This is a genomic window from Microbispora hainanensis, from assembly GCF_036186745.1.
Classification (GTDB): domain Bacteria; phylum Actinomycetota; class Actinomycetes; order Streptosporangiales; family Streptosporangiaceae; genus Microbispora.
This window is the reverse complement of sequence record NZ_CP108086.1, coordinates 2,425,644-2,447,927: the sequence shown is the minus strand read 5'-3', so window position 1 is coordinate 2,447,927 and position 22,284 is coordinate 2,425,644. Positions and strand designations below refer to the sequence as shown.

Sequence of the window (22,284 nt, the reverse complement as noted above, 5' to 3'; positions counted from 1 at the left end):
TCCGCCAATGTCAGGCCCATCTCAGTGGACGGGCCCCGCCGACTTGACGGCGCTGTCCGCTCGGGCGGGCAGGAGCACGGCGGTGACGACCACGGCCACAGACAGCACGGCGCCGATGACGAAGGCCAGCCGCATGCCGTCGAGGTCGGCGAGCGCCTCCGCGACTCCCGCCGATCGCAGGGCATCGGCTCGCGCGCTCATCACGGTGATCACCAGCGCGGTGCCGAAGGCCGCGGCGACCTGCTGCAGCGTGCTCAGGATCGAGCTGCCGTGGGAGTAGAGGTGCGGGGGCACCGCGCCGAGCCCGAGGGTGAACACCGGGGTGAAGGTCGCGGCCAGGCTCACCATCAGCAGCGCGTGCAGCGCCAGGAGCTGCCAGTAGGGCATGGTCATGGTGACCTGGGTGAAGCCGGCGAGCGCGAGCGCGATCCCGACAGCGCCGGGAATGACCAGGACCCGGCCGCCGAACCGGTCGAACAGGCGGCCGACGGGCGGACCGAGCAGCCCCATCGCGAGACCGCCCGGCATCACGAGGAGCCCGGTCTCCAGGGGGCTGAGCGCGCGGATGTTCTGCAGATACAACGGCAGCAGGATCATCGAGCCGAGCATCGCCATGAAGGACACCGCCATCAGGATCAGCGCGACCGTGTAGGTGCGGTGGCGCAGGGTGCGCAGGTCCATCAGCGGCACGCCGCGCTTCTGCAGCGACATCTGGCGGACGACGAAGACGGCGATGGCGGCCAGACCGCCTCCCACGATCGCGGCGGCCACGCGAACGTTGCCACCCTCGAACCGGCTGAGCCCGTAGACCAGTCCGCCGAAGCCCACGGCCGAGGTCACCACGCTCAGCCAGTCGATCGAGCTGACCTGGGTCTCGCCGACGTTCTTGAGCTGCTTCAGGCCGCGCCAGGTGATCATCCCGGCGATGGGGAGCACCACGGCGAACAGCAACCGCCAGGAGCCGAACTGGAGGATCACGCCCGACACCGTCGGGCCCATCGCGGGCGCGACCGAGATGGCCAGGCTGACGTTGCCCATCACGCGGCCCCGCTCCGACTCGGGCACGACCTGCATCAACGTGGTCATCAGCAGCGGCATCATCACGGCCGTGCCGCACGCCTGAATGATGCGGGCGCCCAGCAGCACCTCGAACGACGGCGCGACGGCGGCCAACGCCGTGCCGAGCAGGAACAGGCCCATCGCGGTGGCGTACGCGCGGCGCGTGGTCACCCTTTGCAGGAACCAACCGGTGATCGGGATCACGGCGGCCATGGTCAGCATGAAGGCGGTCGAGAGCCACTGCGCGGTCTGCTCGGTGATGTGCAGAGCGCCCATCAGCCGCGGGATCGCGTTGATCATGATCGTCTCGTTGAGGATGACCACGAACGTGGCGAGCACCAGCAGCCGGATCACGGCCGGGGTGCGTCTCGAAACCGCGGTCGCGGGTTCGGCTGGGGAATCGACCTGTGCGATGGACATGGCACCTCGATCAAGGGTTGTAGGGGGACGACGTGGTCGCTGCTGGCGTCCCAGCCTGGGCTCCCACAAGGACTTGAGGTTCACGGCAAGCCTGACAGGCGCCACCGACAAAAGATCTTCGCCCCGCCCGTGCCGGCCGGCGCGTGTGCCGGCCGACGGAAAAGGGCCGTGGACCAGCGCCGGCCGGATCTCCCGGCGGCCCGTCATGGTTCCGTAAGCATTCGCGAGGCCGGGCGGCGGTACGGTCGCGATTGTGCTTCCGAATGTCCTTTCCGGCGCGGGCGGCGCGGATCATGGTTCGCCGCCGTTCCGGGAAAAGAGGCCGCGCCATGGTGCGTGATTCCGTCGTTGATTCCGCCGTGAGAGAACGGGCCGAAACACTTCTTCGAAGTGTGCCCGGCCGTTTCGGCAGCGTGCTGCATTCCGAGCGCGTGGCCGCCCGGCTCGGCATGTGGCTCGGGATCAGCTTCACCGTGGCCTTCGTGACCGGCCTGATCAGCCACTTCATGCAGCATCCACCCGGTGGCCTGGCGTGGCCGTCCCGGCCGGTCGGGCTTTATCGGGTGACGCAGGGGCTCCACGTCATCGGCGGGCTTGCGACGGTTCCGCTGCTTTTCGCGAAGCTCTGGACCGTTTATCCGAAGCTGTGGCAGTGGCCGCCGTTCCGGTCGCTCTCCCACGCCATGGAACGCGCGCTCGTGCTCGTTCTCGTCGGGGCTTCGCTATTCCAGTTGGTCACTGGATTGCTGAACATCTCGTACGTTTACCTGTGGCCGTTCTCTTTTCCCGTCGCGCATTACTGGACGGCATATCTCCTGTACGGCGCCCTGATCATCCATGTCGTCAACGAGTGGGCGAAGATACGCGGGAACCTGTGGACGCGGGAGCAGGTCGATCCCCCGGAGACGGTGACGGCGCGGCGCCGCTTCCTCGGCACGGTGGCCGCCGCGTCGGGCCTGACCGTGCTGTTCACGGTGGGCGAGACGTACGCGCCGCTTTCCAGGCTCGCCCTGCTGGCGCCGCGCGACCCGCACATCGGCCCGCAGGGCCTGCCTGTCAACAAGTCCGCCGAGGCGGCGGGCGTGACCACCGTGATCCACGACCCGGGATACCGGCTCACCGTGACCGGCGCGGTGCGCACGCCGCTGTCCCTGGCGTACGACGACCTGCTGCGGCTCCCCCAGCACACCGTGCGGCTGCCGATCGCCTGTGTGGAGGGCTGGAGCGCCGAGGCCGAGTGGTCGGGCATCCGGCTGCGCGACCTCGCCGCCCTGGCGGGCATCGCGCCGGACGCCGTTCTCACGGTCGAGTCGCTGGAGAGAGGCGGGGGCTACCGGTCGAGCGAGGTGCGGCCACCGCACTGGAACGACCCGCTCACGCTGCTGGCGCTGCGGATCGGCGGCGCGCCGCTCGCCCCCGACCACGGCTTCCCCGTACGGCTGATCGCGCCGAACCGGCCGGGCGTGCTGCAGACCAAATGGGTGTCGAAGGTGGTGGCGGCGTGAACGCACCGCGCTTGCCGAGACGCTTGCCGAGACGCTTGCCGAGACGCGTGAACGCACCGCGTCTGCTGGGATACGCGATCGGCGGCGGCCTGGTCCTCACCGGACTCACCGGCCTGCTCGTGGACGCCCGCCACAGCGACCCGCTCGGCTGGGCGCTGTGGTTCGGCGGCTTCGTCGTGGCGCATGACGGGGTGCTCGTGCCGCTCGTCCTGCTCGTCGGCGTGGCCGCCGGGAGGCTGCGTACGCCACCGTGGGTGCGGGCCGGGCTGATCGTCGCGGCCGTGCTGTCGTTCGTCGCCCTGCCGATGGTCACGGGTCTCGGCCGCCGGGCCGACAATCCGTCACTCCTGCCGCTGGACTACGGGCGCAACCTGCTCGTCGTCCTGGGCCTGGTCGCGCTGGTGACGGCGCTCGGCACGATCGCCACGCGGCTGCGGCGCCGCCGCGGTTAGCAGCGCGCTCAGCCGGTGGTTGGTCTCGGTCACGGCGTCGACGAGGTCCCGGTAGGGCTCGTCCCAGGGGTCCTTCAGCCCGAATCCGCGGTGGGGGTTCTCCAGCCAGCTGCACCAGTGCCAGCCCAGGCACCACGGGCGGGCGGCGAACGCCTCGGCCGCCGTCGCGTACCCCTCGCCGCGTTCGCGCTGGTCACGGCAGGACCCCGTACGGCCAGGGCTCATCGTCGTCGGGCACCAGTTGCCGGTGTCGGCGATCAGGACGGGCCGGGTGGTGCGTTCGTGCCACCGTTCGATGCGGTCGAGCGCCGCATCGAGGTGGCCGGGCCCGGGAGGGGGGAACGTCTGCACCGACAGCACGTCGACGTACGGCGCCATGGCGTCGAGCACCGGCTCGGGCACCCCGGCCCGGGTGCCGTAGCGGTCACCCAGGATCAAATGGTGGGGATCGTGCCGCCGGATCGCCTCGGTGGCGACGCGATAGTAGGCCTCCGCGATCGCGGAGAGCTCGTCGGGCGGGAAGCCGCCGCCCGCCAGGTGCGGACCCCAGCAGGGCACGTCGGCGAGGAAGTAGCCGAGCAGGTTCGGGTCGTCCGGGCGGCACAGCGTCCTGGCCAGGTGATCGCACCACTCCGCGAAGGCAGGCGTACGGGGATCGCGGTAGGCCGGTGACCCGTTCCACAGCTCGATCTCGGCCACCCGCAGCGACAGCGTGTACGGCAGGCCCGACGCGGCCAGCTCGTCGGGCGGCAGGCCGTCCGAGTGTCCGAGGTCGACGGGGCCGCCCTCCGTGGCGAGACCGGTGCCGCTGACGTACTCCGAGGTCCAGCCGATCGTGTTGAACCCCCACGAGGTCATCTCCGGCACCAGTCCCTCGCGCAGCCAGCGTCCGCGTGACCCGCCATAACGCGTCCGGTAGATCCCGATGTTGTGCGGATAACGCAGGTTGGTGTCGTCCGCGTGGACGACCCCGACGGACAGGAAAGGGGACCCGTCAGGCGTACGCAGCGACCAGCGGTCGCGGCGCTCGATGGTGAAGCGGCCTCCGGCCGCGGGGTCTCCGGTCACAGCGCGCCTCCTTCACGGCTTTTGACGAGACGAGACATCTCGTCTCGCGACGACCATACACGAGACGAGATGTCTCGTCTCCACTACAGTGGACCCATGCCCGCCGATCCCGCCCGCCGCAGCCAGGAGTCCTGGCGGGCGATCCTCGACGCCGCGTACGCCCTGTTCGTGGAGGGCGGCTACCAGTCGGTCACCATGGGCGGCATCGCCGCCAGGGCGGGCGTGGGCAGGCAGACGCTCTACCGGTGGTGGCCTTCGAAGGCGGCGATCGTCTTCGAGGCGTTCCTCGACAAGGTGAGCATCGGCCCGCTCCCCGCCGACGGCCCCCTTCCCGCCGACGGCCCTCTCCCCGCCGACGGCGACCTCGCCACCGGCGACCTCGCCACGCTCCTGCGCGCCTACGCGCACGGATTCCTCACCCTGTACGTGGACGGGGCCGGGGGAAGCCGGCTACGGGAACTGATCGGCGCCGCGCAGACCGACCCCGACCTGGCCCGCGCCATGGCGGAGCAGTGGTTCGAGCCCCGGCGGGCACCCGTGCGAGAGGCGCTGCGCGAGGCGCAGCGGGCCGGGGCCGTCCGCGCCGACGTCGATCCGGACACGGCTCTCGACCTCGTCTTCGCGCCGCTCCACTATCGGCTGCTGGTGTCGGGGCAGCCCCTCGACGCCGCGTACGCCGATGCCGTCGTCGACCTCTGCCTCCACGCGCTGCGCTATATCGCGTCGGACACCACGGCCAGCAGGCCCTCGAAATCGTCGTTGCAGGGGCCGCAGGCGCGCAGGTGAACGGCGATCCCCGGGTAGCGCCGCCGCGCGTCGTCCGGGTCCCGGGCCACTAGTTCGACGTACACGTGGAGCAGGTCCAGCGCCTTGTCGCAGCCCACGTCGCGCGGGTCGGTACGCAGGAACCGGTCCAGCTCGTCCAAACCGTTCATGACCGCCTCGCAGTGCCGATGTCCAGGAAGCCTTGGGCGACGAGCGCGGCGCGCAGCTTGCGCCTGACGTCGAACATCGCCTTGTAGATCGCGTTGCGGTTCGTGCCCAGTTCGACGGCCACAGCGTCCGACGGGACGCCCTGCAGCACGATCGTGACGAAGATGTGGCGCTGCCGTTCGGTGAGCTCCTCATCCACGGCCCGGCGCAGCGCGTCGACCAGGTCACGCCACTCGGAGCGTTCGGCCGGGTCGAACTCGAACCGGTCGGGCAGGCGCTCCCAGTCCTCGCCCTCCAGCGGCACCCCCGGATCACGCCAGAAGTGGCGGCCGAGCTTGGCCGACACCTCCAGGACGGCGAACTTGTAGGCCCAGGTGGTGAACCGGCTCTCACCGCGGAACTGACCGAGCTTCGCGATGACGGCCAGCAGGGCGTCGGCTGCGGCCTGGTGCGCCATGTCGTCCAGCTCGGGTCCGGACAGGCGCAGTCGCGGGGCACGCCTGCGCACCTCGTTGCCCGCCACGCGCAGCAGGATCGCGTGCAGCCGTTCCACGGCCGCCTCCCGCTCCGCTCCGGCGCCGCCGAGCGTACGCAGCCACTCGGCCGACTCGGCATCGGCAGAGGCGAGGGTGGCCTGGTGTTGCCCGAGGCCGTGATCGGCCGCCATACGTCCGATGCTATTCGCCCGAACTCGTGAGGTAAGACCTCGCCCCGTGGTGACGCGAAGACAGTGACAACCCGAAATCGATACGACAGGGGGATCGAACATGACGCTGCTCAACCCTGGTGACCGTTTTCCCGATCTGGACGTGACCCTTATCGACGGCGAGACCCTGCGCCTGCCCGACGCGCTGGCCGGAAGCTTCGGCGTCGTGCTCTTCTACCGGGGTTCGTGGTGCCCCTACTGCAAGGCGCAGCTGCGCGCCTTCCAGCGGTCGCTGGACGCCCTGGGCGGTGTCGAGGCCAAGGTGGTGGCCCTGTCGGTGGACGACGAGGCCACGACGAAGGACCTGGTCACCACGCTCCGGCTGGACTTCCCGGTCGGCCACAGCGCCGACCCGGACCTGCTGGCCCGCACGACCGGCGCCTTCGTCAACGACGACCCCCGGTACGTCCAGTCGACCGGCTTCGTGCTCGACCCCGCCGGGCGGGTCGTCGTCAGCGTCTACTCCAGCGGCGCGATCGGCCGCCTCGTGCCCGACGACGTCGTCGGCCTGATCCGCTACATCAAGGAGCACTCGCCCGCCGCCTGACCTGCCACCCATGGCGGCAGGAGAGACAGAGACCCGGGCAGGCCGGACCGCCACCGGCCTGCCCGGCCGGGCCTCTCAACCGATCGTGACGTCCGAGATGTCGATCGTGATGGGAGCCCAGGAGAGGTCCGCCGTGCGGTCCTCGTTGCGCCGGTGGATGTGCCGCTTGACCGGAACGGGAATGCCGTCCACCACCTCGTGCGCCCGGATGTAGTGCGCCGTCTCCGACCCGCCGGTCACGTCGGGCTGGTAGTCCATCCGCCGCAGCAGCCCGGAGTCGTCGTAGTAGTAGAGCTGCGTCGCGTTGTGCGTGTGGATCGACGGCGGATAGGTGACGCTCAGCACCCGCCACTTCTCGCCGTTCTCGGTCCACGGCTCCACCTCGTGCGCCTCGACCCCCGGCCAGGTGAAGACGTACGGCTCGACGAGGTAGTGCCAGAGGGCGTAGCTGCGGAAATACGCGACCTGACCCACGTTCCACTGCGTGTCCCGCGTGTGGCCGTCGAAGGTGGACCTCGGCTCGGGCAGATCGGCCAGCACCTCGCCGTCCGGGCCGGTGACGGTCACCCGGTCCGCCTCGCGGTCGTACACGACCGTACGGCCGGTCTCGGGGCGGCGATGGACGATGCGCTCCTTCTGGAGGCTCACCTCCACCAGGTCGTCGCCGGCGAAGCCGGGCTGACCCTTGAACTCCCAGAAGGGACCACCGGCGGTGATGCGCGCGGTGAGAATCGACAGGTTCTTCCAGCGTTCGAGTCCGCCGTGCGCCTCCATGACGCGGGCGAGCAGTGCGTCCATCTCTAACTCCTAACTTCACACTGATTGCTCCTAAAGTAGGACCAGTTGCTCCTAGAGTAAAGTTGACCTGTGTCACAGCGAAGCTATGGGGACGGATGCGGCGCCGCCCTGGCGCTCGACGTCGTCGGCGAGCGTTGGGCCCTGCACATCGTGCGGGAGCTGGTCTTCGGCCCGAAGAGGTTTCGCGACCTGCGCAACGCCCTCCCCAACGCCAGCCAGAACGTGCTCAGCCAGCGCCTGCGCGAGCTGGAGAACGAAGGGGTGGTCCGCCGGGTGGAGCTCGGGCCGCCGGTCAGCGCCCGGGGCTACGAACTGACCGACAGCGGCCGGGAGCTCGAACCGGTGCTGATCGAGCTGGCCCGCTGGGGCGCGCGCCGGGCGACACTGGGCGGCGCCGAGATGAGCACCGACGCGTTCATGCTGCTGCTCAAGGTTTTCTACCGGCCGCCCGCCCCGGACACACCGTCCCTGACGGTCCGGCTGGTCGCGGGCGTCGACGCGTTCGACATCATGGCCACGCCGTCCGGGGTGAGCGTGGCCCGCGGCGGACACTCGCAGGCGCACGCGACGGTGCGCGCCGACGTCCGTACGCTGCGGGCCCTGATCTTCACCGGCCTCACGGTGGCGGAGGCGGCCGACGCCGGCGACGTGCTGGTGACCGGTGACACCGACGCGGCCCAGCGGTTCTTCCGGCTTTTCGACAAGGGCCGCTAACGGAGCTGCCGGACCGGGGCGGCGGTTTCCACGGCAGTGCCGTCGGCGGTGGCGGTCACCCGGTGGACAGCGGCGCCGGGCACCCGCGAGACGGCCTCGGTGAGGACTCCGTCGGTGAAGAGGGCGGCCACTCCGTCATCGAGAGCCCAGCCGCCCGGCAGGCTGCCGTCGGCCACCGCGTTCAGGAAGGCAGGCCGCCGGTCGGCCTCCCCGTCGTAGTGGGGGCAGAAGCTTCCGCCGATGAGTCCCAGACCGTCCAGCAGAGGGCTCACCGGGCCGAACGAGTCGGTGAGGCAGGCGTCGAACCAGCAGGCCGCACCCGCGCTGATTCCGCAGAGCAGCACCCCGGCCTCGTACGCCTCGCGCAGCACCTCGTCCAACCCGTGCAGGCGCCAGACGGCGATCAGGTTGGCGGTGTTGCCGCCCCCGACGTACACCACGTCCTGCGACAGGATCAGGGCGCGCAGGTCGCGGTGCTCGCGGCGGAACAGCGAGAGGTGAGTGGGCAGGCAGTCACGGGAGGAGAAAGCGGCGTAGAAGCGGTCGACGTAACCCGCCGAGTCGCCACTGGCCGTCGGAACAAAACAGACCTTCGGGCGCTGCTTGCCCGTGGTCGCGAGGACGAAGTCGTCCAGCAGGGTGTCGGGGTCGTCGGAGAAGCCGCCGCCGAGCAGGACGATTCTTCGGGGGTGAGGCATGAGGCAGTGCTCCTTGTCCTCATCGAGAGCTGACCGGCGGCAACGCCCGCACCTGCGAGCCGAGAGGCGTGGCAGGGGGTGGTATTTCGATTGACACCCGCGCGGGCCCGTGTGGAGGGTGGTGGGGTGTCCGATGATCTCCCGCTGGACGTACGCGCGGCATTCGGGGTTCCGTCCGGCCCCGCGCGGCTGTTGCCCGGAGGTGGCGGCACCTGCTGGCAGGCGGGTGAGCTGGTGCTCAAGCCCGCCCCGCGTCCGGCGGTGGCGTCATGGCTGGCCGAGGTGTTCGCCGATCTGCGCGGTCCGGGTTTCCGGGTGCCCCGGCCCGTACGCGCGGCCGACGGCTCATGGGTCGCCGGCGGATGGGCGGCGTGGACCGTTGTCGAGGGCGAACCCGATCCCGTGACGCGCTGGCCGGAGCTCGTCGCGGCCGGCCGGGCCTTCCACGCGGCCCTCGCCGGCGTCCCCGCCCCGAGCTGGCTGGGGCGCGGCAGAAACCGCTGGGCGGTGGCCGAGCGGGTGGCATGGGACCAGGCCGAGGTCGAGCCGGCGCCGGAACTGTCGGATCTGGTGGAGGCCCTGCGCGCCGCCACCCGGCCGGTACGGCTGCCCAGCCAGCTCGTGCACTGTGACATCGCGGGCAACGTGCTGTTCGCGGATGGGCAGCCGCCCGCGGTCATCGACTTCTCACCCAGCTGGCGACCAACGGGCTACGCCTTGGCGGTCGCCGCCGTGGACCTGCTGGCCTGGTCGGCCGCACCGCCCGGCATCCTCGACGAACTGGACGGCGAGGACGACATCGACCAACTGCTGCTGCGCGCCCTGATATGGCGCCTGGTCACCGAGTCGCTCGGCCGGCCGGACCCGGACAGCAGGCAGGCGGTCCGCCGCGCCAACGAACCGGTGGTCGAACTGCTGCTGTCACGCGTGTCCGGCCGGCCCATGACCACCGGACCGGCAACCGACGCCGACATCGCCGCCTCGGTCGGCCGCGCGCTGGGCTGCGAGATCACTGGTCTGCGACCGGTCACGGGCGGGCATTCCGTGGCGCGAATCGCCGACCGTGCCGATGACGGTTCCGTATTCGTCAAAGCCGCCGCACCCGCCGAACTTGTCGTGGAGTCGGCGGTGTACGAGGCCCTCGGTGACCACCCGTTCCTGCCGCGGCTGCTGGCGAGCACCCGCGAGCCGATGCCGATGCTCGTGCTGGAAATGCTGGAGCAGGACCACTGGGTCCGCGAGTGGACCGCACCCCTGGTCGCGGCCACCAGGAAGCTGCTCCACGAGGTGCACACGCTGCCCGCGCCGTCCGGCGTACCGGTGTTGCGGGAGATGGCCAATCCCTGGGAGGCCATCGCCGCCGACCCGGCCCGCCTGCTGCGCATGGGCGTATGTTCACGCCGGTGGCTGGCCGAACACCTGGACACGCTCCATGCCGCCGCCGCCGAGGCACCCGTCGAGGGGGACAGCCTGATCCACCGTGACGTACGCGCGGCCAACCTCTGGTGGCATGACGGCCGCTTGGTGCTGGCCGACTGGGCGTCGGCGGCGATCAGCGATCCCTGGCTCGACCACCATCTGTGGCTCGTCGCCCTGCACGCCGAAGGCGGCCCCGCACCGGACACCGACCAGGGCCCGCACGCCACGGCCCACGCCGCGCTGATCGCCGGGCAACAACCCCTGCTCTCCCCGGCGCGCGACGCCAACCCGGCCCTGTTCGACCAACGCCGGCGCCACCTCACCGTCGCCCTCTCCTGGGCCGCCCGCCTCCTGCACATCCCACCCCCACAACCACCGGCCTGACACGCAATGCCGAACCGGGCCGGGTTGGCCGGCTGAGGTCAGGCCGGCCGGGCCGATCTGTCCCACCTACACATCGGAAGGACATCCGCAATGCTCGACTTCGAGGCGACCTCCGGCGGCGTGCCGCTTGACGCGCTCGCCGTCCCCCGCAGGTCGGGCACCGAGCCCTTCACACAGGCCGGGGCTGCGGCAGGTGCCGTCCTGACCGACTTCTGGGCGTGGGCATGCTCCGACCTGATGAGCAATCGACTGCGCGGGGTCCTCGCCGAGTACATCGTTGCGTTGGCCATGGGTGCCGGCGATGGTGTTCGCACGGAGTGGGATGCGGTCGACCTGCGGCTGCCCGGCGGGCTGGACATCGAGGTCAAATCGGCGGCTTACGTACAGTCGTGGAGTCAGCAGCGGCTGTCGCGCATCGAGTTCAATGTCGCCCCCGCCAAGGGATGGGATGCCCGGACGAACACTGCGGCGACGGTGCCACACCGTCCAAGCCGGGTCTACGTCTTCTGCCTCCTGCACCACACCGATAAGGCGACGGTCAACCCGCTCGACCTGGACCAGTGGGAGTTCTACGTCACCCCGACCACGATGCTGGACGCCGCGTTGGGCACCCAGGCACGGGTGTCACTGGCGCGGCTGCAGACCATCACCCCGAGTTCCGTGACGTTCGGCGAGCTCGCAGCCCGCATCACGGAGTGCATGGAGGGTTGAAACGCGACGGGCCGGCCTGTCCCGTATCTAGTCGTCTATCTCGTTGGATGGACTGACGATTGAGCCCTTGCCCGGCTTGGTCGTGATCAAGCCTCTCTGCCCCTACCTTTTTGAATACGTCTGATCGAGATGTGAGGCGAAGGTGGCGCCTCGCCTTCAGGCCCCAGCCGTCGCAGGCTGTCCACCAAAGCTGATGCTCGTGGAACGGACGGCAGGCCAGCGGTCCCTGGGCGGGGAACTGACCCAAGCTGATCGTCCGCCATGGCAGACCATAGGCCAGTACGTGTCAGAGGGGAAGATCTTGGCTCTACCGAAAGTGAGCCACCACTACTGATCATTGGTGCTCCAGGGTTGTCGATCGTCCGACGGCACGCTGAAGCCGACGCCGGAGCTGGAGGCGGGCTCGTCAGCCGGCAGAGGTCTATTCTGACGACGAGGCGCAACCGAATCCGCCAGCCGCGGTCGTAGGAAGTCGGCCCCACCCATGTCGGACCTTTGACCTGCGGTTTCAGGGTGCGAAGGGTTCCGTCATGGCGGTAGCGTGCAGGCGTAACAGCTTGGAGGTCAACGATGCCCACCCCGCATCAAGACAACGAGGCACTGATTCCCCGCCCGCCACTTACCACCGCCGCCCTCAGGGCAGCAGTCGCCCAGATCGCTCCCGCATATCTCAACCAGTTCGTCGACCACCTCGATCAGGCGACAGAGCAGGCGGCGCGCCAGAGCACCGTGGCACCTCTGCAGAACTTCATACAGCAGTGGGGTGAGTTCGTGGCGATACACCGTCGTCCCGCCCTAGCGGCCCGCCTCCGCGCGTTGGAGACGGAAGTCGCCGCCGCGACCGACAGGACCAAACTGGACAGAGCCCTGGCCGAGATCAACGAGATCACAGCGTCCGCACGCCAAGAGGCAGTTGGTGACTGACGCCTGGACCTGGGAGTACAACCCCGACGCCGAGCATGTCATTGCCGGGTTTCCCCCGACCGTCATCCTCGAGGTCGAGCGGCTTGCCGACCAACTCGCAATCCTCGGAAGGGATGCGGTCCATGCCGGTAGAGGCCCGTTGCATGGTGGAGGCCTTCGGACACTCGATCTGTACGGGAGCAATCGTCAAGACCTGTGGATCACGAGTTCCTAAGCAGCTGCTGGTGAGGGCTGATCGTCGGGGCGTTCGACGAGCTTGCCGTTGACGAAGGTGGCCCCGGCGCGGACCAGGGCGACGAGGTGGGGGGCGTTGACCGCGCGCCAGCGGGCCTGGGCTGACTCGATCAGCTTGAACGCCATGGCCAGCCCGGCCGCCCGTGAACCGGGGCCTTTGGTGACCTTGGTGCGGTGCCGCACGGTGGCGAACGTCGACTCGATGGGGTTGGTCGTGCGCAGATGCACCCAATGCTCGGCTGGGAAGTCGTAGAACGCTAGCAACTCGTCCACGTCGTCGACGACCTTGGCCACGGCCTTGCCGTACTTGGCCCCGTAAGCGGCCTGGAACGCCTTCACCGCCGCCAGGGCGTGGTCTTTGTCCTCGGCGTTCCAGATCTCCGCCAACGCCTTCTTCGCGCCGCTCTGTGCGGACTTCGGCATGGCTCCCAGCACGTTGGCGATTTTGTGAAACCAGCACCTTTGAGCCCTGGCCTGCGGGAACACCTCACCGAGGGCGGCCCAGAACCCCAGTGCGCCGTCCCCGACGGCCAGCACCGGCGCGCGCATTCCCCGCCGTTTGCAGTCGCGCAGCAGGTCGGCCCACGACTCGGTCGACTCGCGGTAGCCGTCGGACAGCGCGATGAGCTCCTTGCGGCCGTCGGCGCGCACGCCGATCATCACCAGCAGGCACAAACGGTGCTCCTCCAGGCGGACGTTGACGTGCACCCCGTCGGCCCACAGGTAGACGTAGTCCACGCCCGACAGGTCACGGTCGGCGAAGGCGCGCTGTTCGGCCTTCCACTGCTCGGTCAGCTTCGTGATGACCGGCGCCGACAGGCCGGCGGCCGAGCCGAGGAACTGCCCCAGCGCTGGGACGAAGTCACCGGAGGACAGGCCGTGCAGGTAGAGCAAGGGCAGCACTTCGGTGATCTTCGGTGTCTTGCGCGCCCAGGGCGGCAGGATCGCCGAGGAGAAGCGCTTGCGCTCGCCGGTGACCTCATCGACGCGCCTGTCGTTGACCCTGGGCGCCTTGACCTCGATCGCGCCGGCCGCGGTGAGCACCTCGCGCGCCTGGTGGTAGCCGTTACGCACGACCAGACGGCGCCCATCGTCGTCACGCTGATCGGCGAACTGGGCGATATAGGCGTCGACTTCGGCTTTGAGCGCTTCGGCGAGCATCCTGCGGGCGCCTTCCCGGACGATCTCGTCGATCAGGGAGGAGGAGACCGGGGCGTCTGCGGTACGGCGGTCGCCGTCAGCGGGGTCAGGGACTACGGTGAGCACGGGTGTGCCTTCCCGACCGACGTTGGCGCGTCGGTCATGCATGAGACCTACATGATCATCGGGAAGGTACACCCCTTCCCTGAAGATCCACAGGTTCTAAGCATTGCTCCTTGCGACATCACGAGAGCGGAGAGCGTGGGATTCGAACCCACGAGACCGGTCACCCGGCCTAGCGGTTTTCAAGACCGCCGCCATCGTCCACTAGGCGAGCTCTCCCCTGCGCTCCGTGCTGGAACGCCACGCAGCAGCCTAGTCTCTCACTCCCTCGTACGTGACCGCGACCGTGAAAGAGATCATCCGTGCTCGCTCACAGGTGGTCCGGGATCTCCGAGAACCTGGGCGCGGCCAGCGCGTGTGGCCCGGCGAAGCCGTCGCCCACGGAGGCCGCGAGGCGGAGGTAGGCGTCCCTGGTGGCCTGCTGCAGGCGGTCCAGGTCGATCTCCGCGCCCTCCTCCAGGTGGGCGTCGTACGGCACCCGCACCACGGTGCGACAGCGGGCGGCGAAGTGGGCCTCCAGCTTGTCGAGGTCCACTGTGGACTTCGACCGCGGCCGTACGCTGCAGAGCACCACGGTGGCGGCCCGCACGAGGTCGCCGTAGTGGTGCGCCTCCAGCCAGTCCAGTGTGGCCGAGGCCGCCCTGGCGCCGTCCACGGACGGCGAGCTGACGAGCACGATCTGGTCGGCCATGCCGAGCACACCCGACATTGCGGAGTGCAGGAGGCCGGTGCCGCAGTCGGTGATGCAGATGGAGTAGAAGTTCTCCAGCACGTTCGCCACCGCGTGGTAGTCCTTGGCGCTGAACGCCTCCGACACCGACGGGTCGCGGTCCGACGCCAGGATCTCCAGCCGCGAGGGCGTCTGCGAGGTGAAGGCCCGGATGTCCACGTATCGCTTGATCTGCGCCCGCTCGTTCAGCAGGTCGCGTACGGTGGCCGCGGTCTCCAGCTCGACCTTGTCGGAGAGCGTTCCACGGTCGGGGTTGGCGTCGACCGCGATGACCCGGTCGCCGCGCACCTGCGCGAGCGTGGCGCCGAGCCCGACGGTCGTCGTGGTCTTGCCCACCCCGCCCTTGAGGCTGAGCACGGCGACCCGGTGGTGACCGGTGGCGACGGGCGTGCGGGCGCGCTGCACGAGTTCACGACGCCGCCGCACCTCCGGGGCCTCACCCGGCTTGATCAGCCCGGCGGACGCCTTGTAGACCAGCCGCCGCCAGCCCGTCGCGGGAGCGTTCCGCCGCCCCCGCAGCAGGGTGACCGGGTCGAGGCTGTCGGCGGTCGGCTTCGAGCCGGCCGACTTCCCCGTCGTACGCGCGGGCGAGCTGAAGGCGGAGACGGGAGCCGGCCGGCGCGGGGCCTGGTACGCCTCCCGCTCCGCCACCGCGTCGCGTTCCACGGGCGGCGTCTCCACCGGCGCGGAGGCGCGCTCGGGCGCGGGCTGCGGCGCCGGTGCGGGCTGCGGTGACGGCATCTGCGCCGGTGCGGGCGGGGGCGGAGGTGCCGCCGCCGCGACCGGCCCCGGCTCGTACGGCTTTCGCTCCTCGGCGGCCAACTCCTCCCGCAGCGAGCCGGTGAAGCGGTCGTCGGCGAAGTCCGGCACGGCCTCGGCCCGTGGGGGGCCGAACGGAGACGGGATCTCCGGCGGCGCGGGCGGCTCCTCCGGCTCGTCGGAAACGGCGGGATCCTGCTGGGCCGCCGGCACCGGCACGGCCGGCTCCAGCCAGCCCCGCAGCGGCTCCTTGGTGGACGACGTGCCGGAGACGGACTCGCCGCCAGTGAACGCACCGAGATTCTTGTAGGCGTCGGTGTCCGCCGGGGAGCCCGGGAAGGAACCACTGAAGAGAGGTGTGGTGAAGGACGATGCACCACCCGGCTGGGAGTGGCCGTCGTCCTCCGCCTGCGGCTGGTCGTCGCCCGGCGTCTCGTTCGAGATCTCCTCTGAGGACTCCGATTCCGAGCCCGGAGAAGCGTCGGAAGACCTCGGCGAGGACGACTCCGCAGACCGGTCCGGCACCTGCTCGGAGTCCGACGCCGCCCCGAAACCGGCCGCCCCGGAACCGAAGGACGGGGCCTTCACCGGTCCCGTCGAGGTGGCGGACTCCTCGGCCCTCGTCCCCGGCGGCGTGCCGAACGCGGTGGACGACTCGGCCGGGGCGCTCTCACGCGTGTCCGCAGGCGAGGACGTAGGGGACGCAGCCGAGGACGCGGGCCTGGTCACGAAGGCCGTCGTGTCACTCAGATTCGTCGTCTCACCGAAGCCCGGGTCGCGGAAGCCCGGGTCGCGGAAGCCCGCGTCACCGAAGCCCGCGTCACCGAAGCCAGGGGTGCCCACGCCAGGGTCGCGCAGGCCCGCGTCACCGAACTTCGTGTCGCCGAAGCGCGCAGTGTCGCCGAACCCCGAGTCACCAAACCCCGGCTCGCCAAACCCCGGCTCGCCAAAGCCCAGGTCGCGGAAGCTGGTCTCGCTTCCATACCCGACCCCAAATTCGGACTTTTTGCCGCTTTCATACCCAAAGCGGTCCGAATAGTCAGGATCGAAGAGGGGGTCTCGGACGGGACCGGTGGACGACGACTCGGACGTCTGCACGTCCTCCTGCGCCGGAGCGCCATAGCCGGAGCCGGCAGCGCTGTCGGCCGCGCCGCGGAGCAGGCCGCCGGACGCGGGCTCGGCCGGTACGAGACTCCACGGGTCGGCCGGGTACGGCGAGGCGGGCTCGGGCTCGGCGGCCGGTGGCGGCGTTGGAGAGGCGAGCGTGGCCGAGGTGACCGCGCTGACCGCTATCTCCACCTCGTCGGGCATTTCCTTGATCGCGTCAAGCCATGCCAGCTGGTCTTCGAGAGAATGGGGATCCTCACGATCATGTCTCGCCACCGTGTACCCCCTCGGGCTGGGCTAATGGGGTAGCAAACACATTGCAGATTAGCGCCACGTAATACGGTGAATGCGGGCAACCGCCGAGTTCTCCGCCACGCTACTTTAGGTCACATGCGTGCGATCGTGATTTCCGAACCCGGCGGACCCGAGGTTTTGGCCTGGCAGGAAGTGCCCGACCCGCGTCCCGGCCCAGGTGAGGTGCTCATCGAGGTCGCCGCCTCGGCCGTCAACCGGGCGGATCTGCTCCAGCGGCGCGGTCTCTACCCGCCGCCGCCCGGAGCCTCCGAGATCCCGGGGCTCGAGTGCTCCGGCACGATCATCGAGGTCGGCGAGAACGTCCCGCATCTCGCGCCCGGCGACCGCGTCTGCGCCCTGCTGGCCGGCGGCGGGTACGCCGAACGGGTGGCGGTGCCCTGGCAGCAGGTGATGCCGGTGCCGGAGGGCGTCACGCTGGACGAGGCCGCCGGTCTCCCCGAGGTCGCCTGCACGGTCTGGTCGAACGTCTTCATGACCGCCCGCCTCCGGAAGGGCGAGACCCTGCTCGTCCACGGCGGCGCGAGCGGCATCGGCACGATGGCCATCCAGCTCGCCAAGGCGTTCGGCTCCCGCGTGCTCGTGACGGCCGGCTCCGCGGACAAGCTCGCGCGCTGCCGCGAGCTCGGCGCGGACGACGGCGTCAACTATCGCGAGGAGGACTTCGCCGAGCGGTTCAAGGGGCAGGCCGACGTCATCCTCGACATCATCGGCGCGAAGTATCTGGCCGGGAACCTGCGCGCCCTCGCGACCGGCGGCCGCCTGGTCGTGATCGGCCTGCAGGGCGGCGCGAAGGGCGAGCTCGACCTCGGCACGCTGCTCGCCAAGCGGGCCTCGATCCACGCGACCGGGCTGCGCACCCGCCCGGTGGACGACAAGGGCGCGATCTGCCGGGGCGTGGTCGACAACGTGTGGCCGCTCGTCGCCGCCGGTGCCGTACGGCCCGTGGTGCACGAGCGGATCCCGCTCGACCAGGCGGCCCGCGCTCACCAGATGCTCGAAGAGGGTGAACACATCGGAAAGCTGCTGCTGGTCAGGTGAGTTAAGTTGATGGGGTGAGCACGGTGTGCCCCGGCGAATCAGGAGTTGTAAACGATCGATGAACGCAGACGAGAGCACGCCGCAGATCGTGGTCGTTGGGCCGCAGGGCCTTTCGGTCTCCGGCGGCAACGGTAAGGGCGAGCACGAGGAGCGGTCCGTCGCCGATCTGGTGGAGCAGCCCGCCAAGGTGATGCGGATCGGCAGCATGATCCGCCAGCTGCTGGAGGAGGTGCGGGCGGCTCCCCTCGACGACGCCAGCCGCAAGCGGCTCAAGGACATCCACCAGAGTTCGATCAAGGAGCTTGAGGAGGGCCTGGCCCCCGAGCTGGTGGAGGAGCTGGAACGGCTGTCCCTGCCGTTCAGCGACGAGAACGAGACCCCGCCGAGCGACGCGGAGCTGAGGGTCGCGCACGCCCAGCTCGTCGGCTGGCTTGAGGGCCTGTTCCACGGCATCCAGACCACGCTGTTCGCGCAGCAGATGGCCGCTCGCGCGCAGCTGGAGCAGATGCGCCGCGCGCTCCCCGGCGGCATGACCCAGGGCGGGCAGGACGACCAGGGCCACCGCGCGGGCGGCCCCTACCTGTAAACCCCGAAACCCGTAGAACCCGGAAAGCCCCGGAGACCCCGCAAAACCCCGAACACGGACCCCGGCACCAACCCCAGGCGCCAAGCGACTCAGAACAGGGTCTCCAGCACGACCGCCACACCGTCGTCGTTGTTGGCCGCCGTCACGTGATCGACGGCGGCCAGCACGTCGCGGTGGGCGTTCGCCACGGCGTACGACGTGCCGGCCCAGGTCAGCATCGGCAGGTCGTTCGGCATGTCGCCGAAGGCGACCACCTCCGCGGGCTTGATCCCCATCTCCTCGGCCAGCGTGGCCAGCGCCGTGGCCTTGGTCACACCGCGCGCGCTCATCTCGATCAGCGCACGGCCGCTGGAGTGGGTCGGGGTCACGAGGTCGCCGACGATCTCCAGCACCCCCTGGTGCAGCTCGTCGGGGTCCATCGAGGGGTGCTGCGCGAGCAGCTTGACGCACGGCTGGGACGTCAGCGCCGCGACGGCCACGATCTGCCTGTACGACAGCTCCCGGGCGTCCCAGCGCCCCAGCACGTAGGCGGCCTCGTGCGCGAAGCCCCCTTCGTACTCGACGGAGAACCTGAGGCCGGGCACCTGCCGCCGCAGCCGGGCGACGCACTCTTCGAGCACGTCGGCGGCGATCAGACGCGACTCGATGATCTCCTCGGTGTGGAGGTCGTACACGAGCGCGCCGTTCGCGCAGATCGCCAGCCCCCGGTGCCGTACGGCTCCCGCGACGTTGTACATCCAGCGGGGCGGCCGGCCGGTCACGAAGACGAGGGCCCCACCGGCCTCTTCCACGCGGGCGAAAGCGGCGGCGGTACGCGGAGAGATCGTTCCGTCGGTGCGCAGCGCGGTGCCGTCGAGGTCCGTGGCGACGAGGCGGGGGCAGGTCATGACAGGTTCCAGTGTGCACCGAAACATGCCGTGCCATGCCCTCTGCCACACGCGGGGCGAGAAACTTCGCCCGGACGTGGAACACCAACGGGCTACATAGTGTTAGATGTGAAGGCGTTGTATTAGCTGTTCCCGTAGCGAAAACCAGTTTGACTGTATGAGCCACCCGGGGAGCTGTGCGACACACCCGGGGTCCACGAGGTGTGGTCCCCAAGATTCACTTCCTTAGGGAGAGCAGTAATGGCTCAGGGAACCGTCAAGTGGTTCAACGCTGAGAAGGGCTTCGGCTTCATCGCACCGGACGGCGGCGAGCCCGACGTGTTCGTGCACTTCTCCGCGATCACTGGCAGCGGCTACCGCAACCTCGAGGACGGCCAGCGGGTCGAGTTCGAGGTCATCGCTGGTCCGAAGGGTCCGCAGGCGTCGAACGTCCGGGGCATCTGACCTGACTTGACGAAGGCGGGGTTCGCGTCGGCGAGCCCCGCCTTTCGCATGCCCGGGGTCTACGGCCATTAGGACGTGAGCAGACCCCCTGAAGACCGGGCGCATGAAAGTTTCACGCCGGGGCTCTTCTCGGCACCTGGACGTCGTCCGAACCGGGAGATTTACATCACATCTAACGGTCCTGCCGTCAAAAGTTGCAGATTGTACTTTTGCCGGACAACAGTCCGCTGCCCGGTCGCCGCGTGAACCCGCCGCAGAACGTCGTCATGAGACACGAAGACCTCCGCACGTGACACGTACGGAGGCCCTCGATCGAAGGGTCTAGCGGGAGAGCGGCTCCAGGACGTCGAGCCCCACGTAGGGCCGCAACGCCTTGGGGACGACCACCGAACCGTCGGCCTGCTGGTGGTTCTCCAGGATCGCCACGATCCAGCGGGTGGTCGCCAGCGTGCCGTTGAGGGTGGCCACGTGCTGCGGCTTGCCCTCCTCGTCGCGGTAGCGCACCTTCAGCCGGCGGGCCTGGTAGTCGGTGCAGTTGGAGGTCGAGGTGAGCTCGCGGTAGCGGCCCTGCGTGGGCACCCAGCCCTCGCAGTCATACTTGCGCGCCGCCGACGAGCCGAGGTCGCCGCCCGCCACGTCGATCACGCGGTAGGGGATCTCGACCTTCTCCAGCATCTCCTTCTCCCAGGCGAGGAGCCGCAGGTGCTCCTCGTGCGCCTCCTCGGGACGGCAGTAGGAGAACATCTCCACCTTGTCGAACTGGTGGACGCGGATGATGCCCCGGGTGTCCTTGCCGTACGACCCGGCCTCGCGGCGGAAGCAGGACGACCACCCGGCGTAGCGCATCGGCAGCGCCGACCGGTCGAGGATCTCGTCGGAGTGGTAGGCCGCCAGCGGCACCTCGCTGGTGCCGACGAGATAGAGGTCGTCGGCCTCAAGCCGGTAGACCTCGCTCGCGTGGGCGCCGAGGAAGCCGGTGCCGGCCATCGCCTCGGGCTTGACCAGCACGGGCGTGATCATCGGCGTGAAGCCGGCCTCGACGGCCTGCTGGATCGCCATGTTGAGCAGCCCGAGCTGCAGCCGCGCGCCGACGCCCTTGAGGAAGAAGAACCGGGCGCCGGACACCTTGGCCCCGCGCTCGGTGTCGATCGCGCCGAGCAGCTCGCCCAGCTCGACGTGGTCGCGGGGCTCGAAGTCGAAGACCGGCTTCTCGCCGACCTCCTCAAGCACGACGTAGTCGTCCTCGCCGCCGGGGGGCGCGCCCTCTTCGACGATGTTCGGGACGGTCATGAGCAGCTCGTCGAGCTCGCTCGCCAGCGCGGCGGCCTCGGTCTCGGCCGCCTTCACCTGCGCGGCCAGTTCCTTCGCACGGTCGAGCAGCGCCTGGCGCTCGTCCCCGGACGCGCGGGACACCGACTTGCCGATGCTCTTCTGCTCGGCGCGCAGCGACTCGAAGGTGTTGAGCGCGGATCGGCGGCGCTCGTCGAGCGACAGCAGGGTCTCCACGACCGAATCGTCCTCGCCGCGGACGCGCTGCGACGCCCGGAGCCGGTCAGGGTCCTCACGAAGGGTACGCAGGTCAATCACGGCTCACAGGCTACCGGAGCCGGTGCGGCTCCCGCCCGTCAAGCGAGCCCGGCGCGGATCTTTGCGAGCCATTCCGCGGCCTCGGCGAAGTCGGCGTCGGCCGTACCCGCCTTGACCTGCGTCACAACCCGGTCGGCCCGCGGATAGCTGCCGAGGAAACGCAGATCGTCGCAGAGCCGGTGGAGACCGGAGACGGCCTCCCCGACCCGGGCGTCGGCGATGTGACCCTCGAAGTCGAAGTGGAAGAAGTAGCGGCCGATGCCGTCGCCGGTGGGGCGCGACTCGATGCGGGTCAGGTTGACCCCGCGCACCGCGAACTCGCTCAGCATCTCAAGCAGCGCGCCCGGGTGGTCGTCGCGCAGGAAGGCCACGAGCGAGGTGCGGTCGGCGCCGGTCGGCGCGGGCAGATGGCCGGGGCGGTTCACCTTGATGAACCGGGTGACGGTGTCGGAGCGGTCGCCGATGTTCGAGGCGATCGCGTCGAGCCCGTAGTACTCCCCGGCGATGGCCGGGCTGATCGCCGCGTCGTACGGAGACCCGGGAGAGGCGACCTCCTGCGCGGCGGCGGCCGTCGACGAGGCCGCGATCACCACGGCGCCGGGCATCTCGCGCTCGATGAACCCACGGCACTGGGTGTGCGCCGCCGGGTGGGTGAGGACCCGCTTGATCTGGGCCAGCTCCGTGCCGGGCCGTACCAGAAGGGAGAACTCGACCGGAAGCAGCCACTCGCCGGTGATGTGGAGCGGCCTCCCCCCGGCCAGCTCGTCGAGGGTCTGCGTGATCGCCCCCTCCACCGAGTTTTCCAGCGGGACCACCGCGCCGTCCGCCTCGCCGTCGCGGGCGGCGTCGAGCGCGGCTCCCACGTTGGCGCAGGGCAGGCGCTCGGCATCCGGCTCCAGGAGTCGCAGGGCCGCCTCACAGAAGGTGCCCTGAGGCCCCAGGTACGCGAGCTTCGACATGTCCTCAAGGGTATCCACAGGTAGGCGTGGCGGAGAT

Annotated in this window: 22 protein-coding genes and 1 tRNA gene; 11 read left to right on the top strand and 12 right to left on the bottom strand. The window is 69.8% G+C overall.

The genetic code is table 11. The annotated features are described in order from the left end of the window. Positions 1-21 precede the first annotated feature (21 nt). Complete coding sequence (locus OHB01_RS11370) at positions 22-1,479, bottom strand: MDR family MFS transporter (RefSeq protein ID WP_142650198.1); 1,458 nt, start codon at positions 1,477-1,479, stop codon at positions 22-24. Positions 1,480-1,871: 392 nt separating this feature from the next. Here OHB01_RS11370 and OHB01_RS11365 point away from each other — a divergent pair, with 392 nt between their 5' ends. Continuing rightward, positions 1,872-2,984: a molybdopterin-dependent oxidoreductase gene (locus tag OHB01_RS11365; RefSeq protein ID WP_328855315.1), complete on the top strand. Its 1,113-nt coding sequence runs from the start codon at positions 1,872-1,874 to the stop codon at positions 2,982-2,984. A 47-nt stretch (positions 2,985-3,031) separates the two neighbouring features. Then, complete coding sequence (locus OHB01_RS11360) at positions 3,032-3,436, top strand: hypothetical protein (RefSeq protein ID WP_142650196.1); 405 nt, start codon at positions 3,032-3,034, stop codon at positions 3,434-3,436. Here OHB01_RS11360 and OHB01_RS11355 read toward each other — a convergent pair. Continuing rightward, positions 3,326-4,504, bottom strand: coding sequence for a hypothetical protein (locus tag OHB01_RS11355; RefSeq protein WP_328855314.1), 1,179 nt, complete (start codon positions 4,502-4,504; stop codon positions 3,326-3,328). The genes OHB01_RS11360 and OHB01_RS11355 overlap by 111 nt on opposite strands. A 96-nt stretch (positions 4,505-4,600) precedes the next feature. Between OHB01_RS11355 and OHB01_RS11350 the strand changes: the two genes are divergently transcribed. Continuing rightward, positions 4,601-5,290 (top strand): TetR/AcrR family transcriptional regulator, encoded by a 690-nt coding sequence (locus tag OHB01_RS11350; protein ID WP_328855313.1) that lies wholly within the window; start codon positions 4,601-4,603, stop codon positions 5,288-5,290. Here the strand turns inward: OHB01_RS11350 and OHB01_RS11345 are convergent. Together OHB01_RS11345 and OHB01_RS11340 are read right to left on the bottom strand one after the other, a co-directional pair. Further along, positions 5,218-5,439 carry a hypothetical protein gene (locus OHB01_RS11345; protein ID WP_142650194.1) on the bottom strand — a complete coding sequence of 74 codons (222 nt, stop codon included), beginning with the start codon at positions 5,437-5,439 and terminating at the stop codon, positions 5,218-5,220. The genes OHB01_RS11350 and OHB01_RS11345 overlap by 73 nt on opposite strands. After that, a complete protein-coding gene (locus OHB01_RS11340; protein WP_328855312.1) occupies positions 5,436-6,104 on the bottom strand; it encodes a sigma-70 family RNA polymerase sigma factor in 669 nt (222 codons plus the stop codon). Before OHB01_RS11340 ends, OHB01_RS11345 begins: the two co-directional genes overlap by 4 nt. Positions 6,105-6,204: 100 nt before the next feature. On the opposite strand from OHB01_RS11340, the gene OHB01_RS11335 reads away from it, so the two are divergent. Continuing rightward, positions 6,205-6,690, top strand: coding sequence for a peroxiredoxin family protein (locus OHB01_RS11335; RefSeq protein ID WP_142650192.1), 486 nt, complete (start codon positions 6,205-6,207; stop codon positions 6,688-6,690). Between the two features lie 75 nt (positions 6,691-6,765). Here OHB01_RS11335 and OHB01_RS11330 read toward each other — a convergent pair whose 3' ends face one another. Next, positions 6,766-7,488 carry a hypothetical protein gene (locus OHB01_RS11330; protein ID WP_147945041.1) on the bottom strand — a complete coding sequence of 241 codons (723 nt, stop codon included), beginning with the start codon at positions 7,486-7,488 and terminating at the stop codon, positions 6,766-6,768. Between the two features lie 69 nt (positions 7,489-7,557). On the opposite strand from OHB01_RS11330, the gene OHB01_RS11325 reads away from it, so the two are divergent. Beyond that, positions 7,558-8,202 (top strand): winged helix-turn-helix transcriptional regulator, encoded by a 645-nt coding sequence (locus OHB01_RS11325; RefSeq protein ID WP_328855311.1) that lies wholly within the window; start codon positions 7,558-7,560, stop codon positions 8,200-8,202. On the opposite strand, the gene OHB01_RS11320 is transcribed toward OHB01_RS11325, so the two are convergent. Further along, on the bottom strand, positions 8,199-8,900 hold the full coding sequence (locus OHB01_RS11320; RefSeq protein ID WP_142650189.1) for a peptidase E: 702 nt from the start codon (positions 8,898-8,900) through the stop codon (positions 8,199-8,201). The genes OHB01_RS11325 and OHB01_RS11320 overlap by 4 nt on opposite strands. Before the next feature lie 126 nt (positions 8,901-9,026). Between OHB01_RS11320 and OHB01_RS11315 the strand changes: the two genes are divergently transcribed. The 3 genes from OHB01_RS11315 to OHB01_RS11305 all read left to right on the top strand — a co-directional run bounded on the left by OHB01_RS11315 (position 9,027) and on the right by OHB01_RS11305 (position 12,338). After that, a complete protein-coding gene (locus OHB01_RS11315) occupies positions 9,027-10,703 on the top strand; it encodes a TIGR02569 family protein (protein ID WP_328855310.1) in 1,677 nt (558 codons plus the stop codon). A 90-nt stretch (positions 10,704-10,793) separates the two neighbouring features. Then, the gene (locus OHB01_RS11310) at positions 10,794-11,414 is read left to right on the top strand and encodes a hypothetical protein (protein ID WP_328855309.1); all 621 of its coding nucleotides are present in this window, start codon (positions 10,794-10,796) and stop codon (positions 11,412-11,414) included. A gap of 570 nt (positions 11,415-11,984) precedes the next feature. Continuing rightward, positions 11,985-12,338: a hypothetical protein gene (locus OHB01_RS11305; RefSeq protein ID WP_328708666.1), complete on the top strand. Its 354-nt coding sequence runs from the start codon at positions 11,985-11,987 to the stop codon at positions 12,336-12,338. A 210-nt stretch (positions 12,339-12,548) separates the two neighbouring features. On the opposite strand, the gene OHB01_RS11300 is transcribed toward OHB01_RS11305, so the two are convergent. From OHB01_RS11300 to OHB01_RS11290, 3 genes are all read right to left on the bottom strand, one after another. After that, on the bottom strand, positions 12,549-13,838 hold the full coding sequence (locus OHB01_RS11300) for an IS256 family transposase (protein ID WP_328855308.1): 1,290 nt from the start codon (positions 13,836-13,838) through the stop codon (positions 12,549-12,551). Positions 13,839-13,965: 127 nt separating this feature from the next. Further along, a tRNA-Ser gene (locus OHB01_RS11295) sits at positions 13,966-14,054 on the bottom strand. Between the two features lie 91 nt (positions 14,055-14,145). Further along, positions 14,146-15,849, bottom strand: a complete 1,704-nt coding sequence (locus OHB01_RS11290) for a MinD/ParA family protein (protein ID WP_328855839.1) — start codon at positions 15,847-15,849, stop codon at positions 14,146-14,148. A gap of 972 nt (positions 15,850-16,821) precedes the next feature. On the opposite strand from OHB01_RS11290, the gene OHB01_RS11285 reads away from it, so the two are divergent. Continuing rightward, positions 16,822-17,784 (top strand): NAD(P)H-quinone oxidoreductase, encoded by a 963-nt coding sequence (locus OHB01_RS11285; protein ID WP_328855307.1) that lies wholly within the window; start codon positions 16,822-16,824, stop codon positions 17,782-17,784. A gap of 58 nt (positions 17,785-17,842) precedes the next feature. Further along, entirely contained in the window at positions 17,843-18,370 is a 528-nt protein-coding gene (locus OHB01_RS11280; RefSeq protein WP_142619167.1) for a bacterial proteasome activator family protein, read from the top strand. Between the two features lie 89 nt (positions 18,371-18,459). On the opposite strand, the gene OHB01_RS11275 is transcribed toward OHB01_RS11280, so the two are convergent. Further along, complete coding sequence (locus OHB01_RS11275) at positions 18,460-19,257, bottom strand: HAD family hydrolase (protein WP_328708699.1); 798 nt, start codon at positions 19,255-19,257, stop codon at positions 18,460-18,462. Positions 19,258-19,497: 240 nt separating this feature from the next. Here OHB01_RS11275 and OHB01_RS11270 point away from each other — a divergent pair, with 240 nt between their 5' ends. Then, the gene (locus OHB01_RS11270) at positions 19,498-19,701 is read left to right on the top strand and encodes a cold-shock protein (RefSeq protein WP_030511000.1); all 204 of its coding nucleotides are present in this window, start codon (positions 19,498-19,500) and stop codon (positions 19,699-19,701) included. 321 nt (positions 19,702-20,022) lie between these two features. On the opposite strand, the gene serS is transcribed toward OHB01_RS11270, so the two are convergent. Together serS and pheA are read right to left on the bottom strand one after the other, a co-directional pair. Continuing rightward, on the bottom strand, positions 20,023-21,288 hold the full coding sequence (gene serS / locus OHB01_RS11265) for a serine--tRNA ligase (RefSeq protein WP_142649195.1): 1,266 nt from the start codon (positions 21,286-21,288) through the stop codon (positions 20,023-20,025). A 38-nt stretch (positions 21,289-21,326) separates the two neighbouring features. Then, positions 21,327-22,247 carry a prephenate dehydratase gene (gene pheA / locus OHB01_RS11260; RefSeq protein WP_142649194.1) on the bottom strand — a complete coding sequence of 307 codons (921 nt, stop codon included), beginning with the start codon at positions 22,245-22,247 and terminating at the stop codon, positions 21,327-21,329. Positions 22,248-22,284 lie beyond the last annotated feature (37 nt).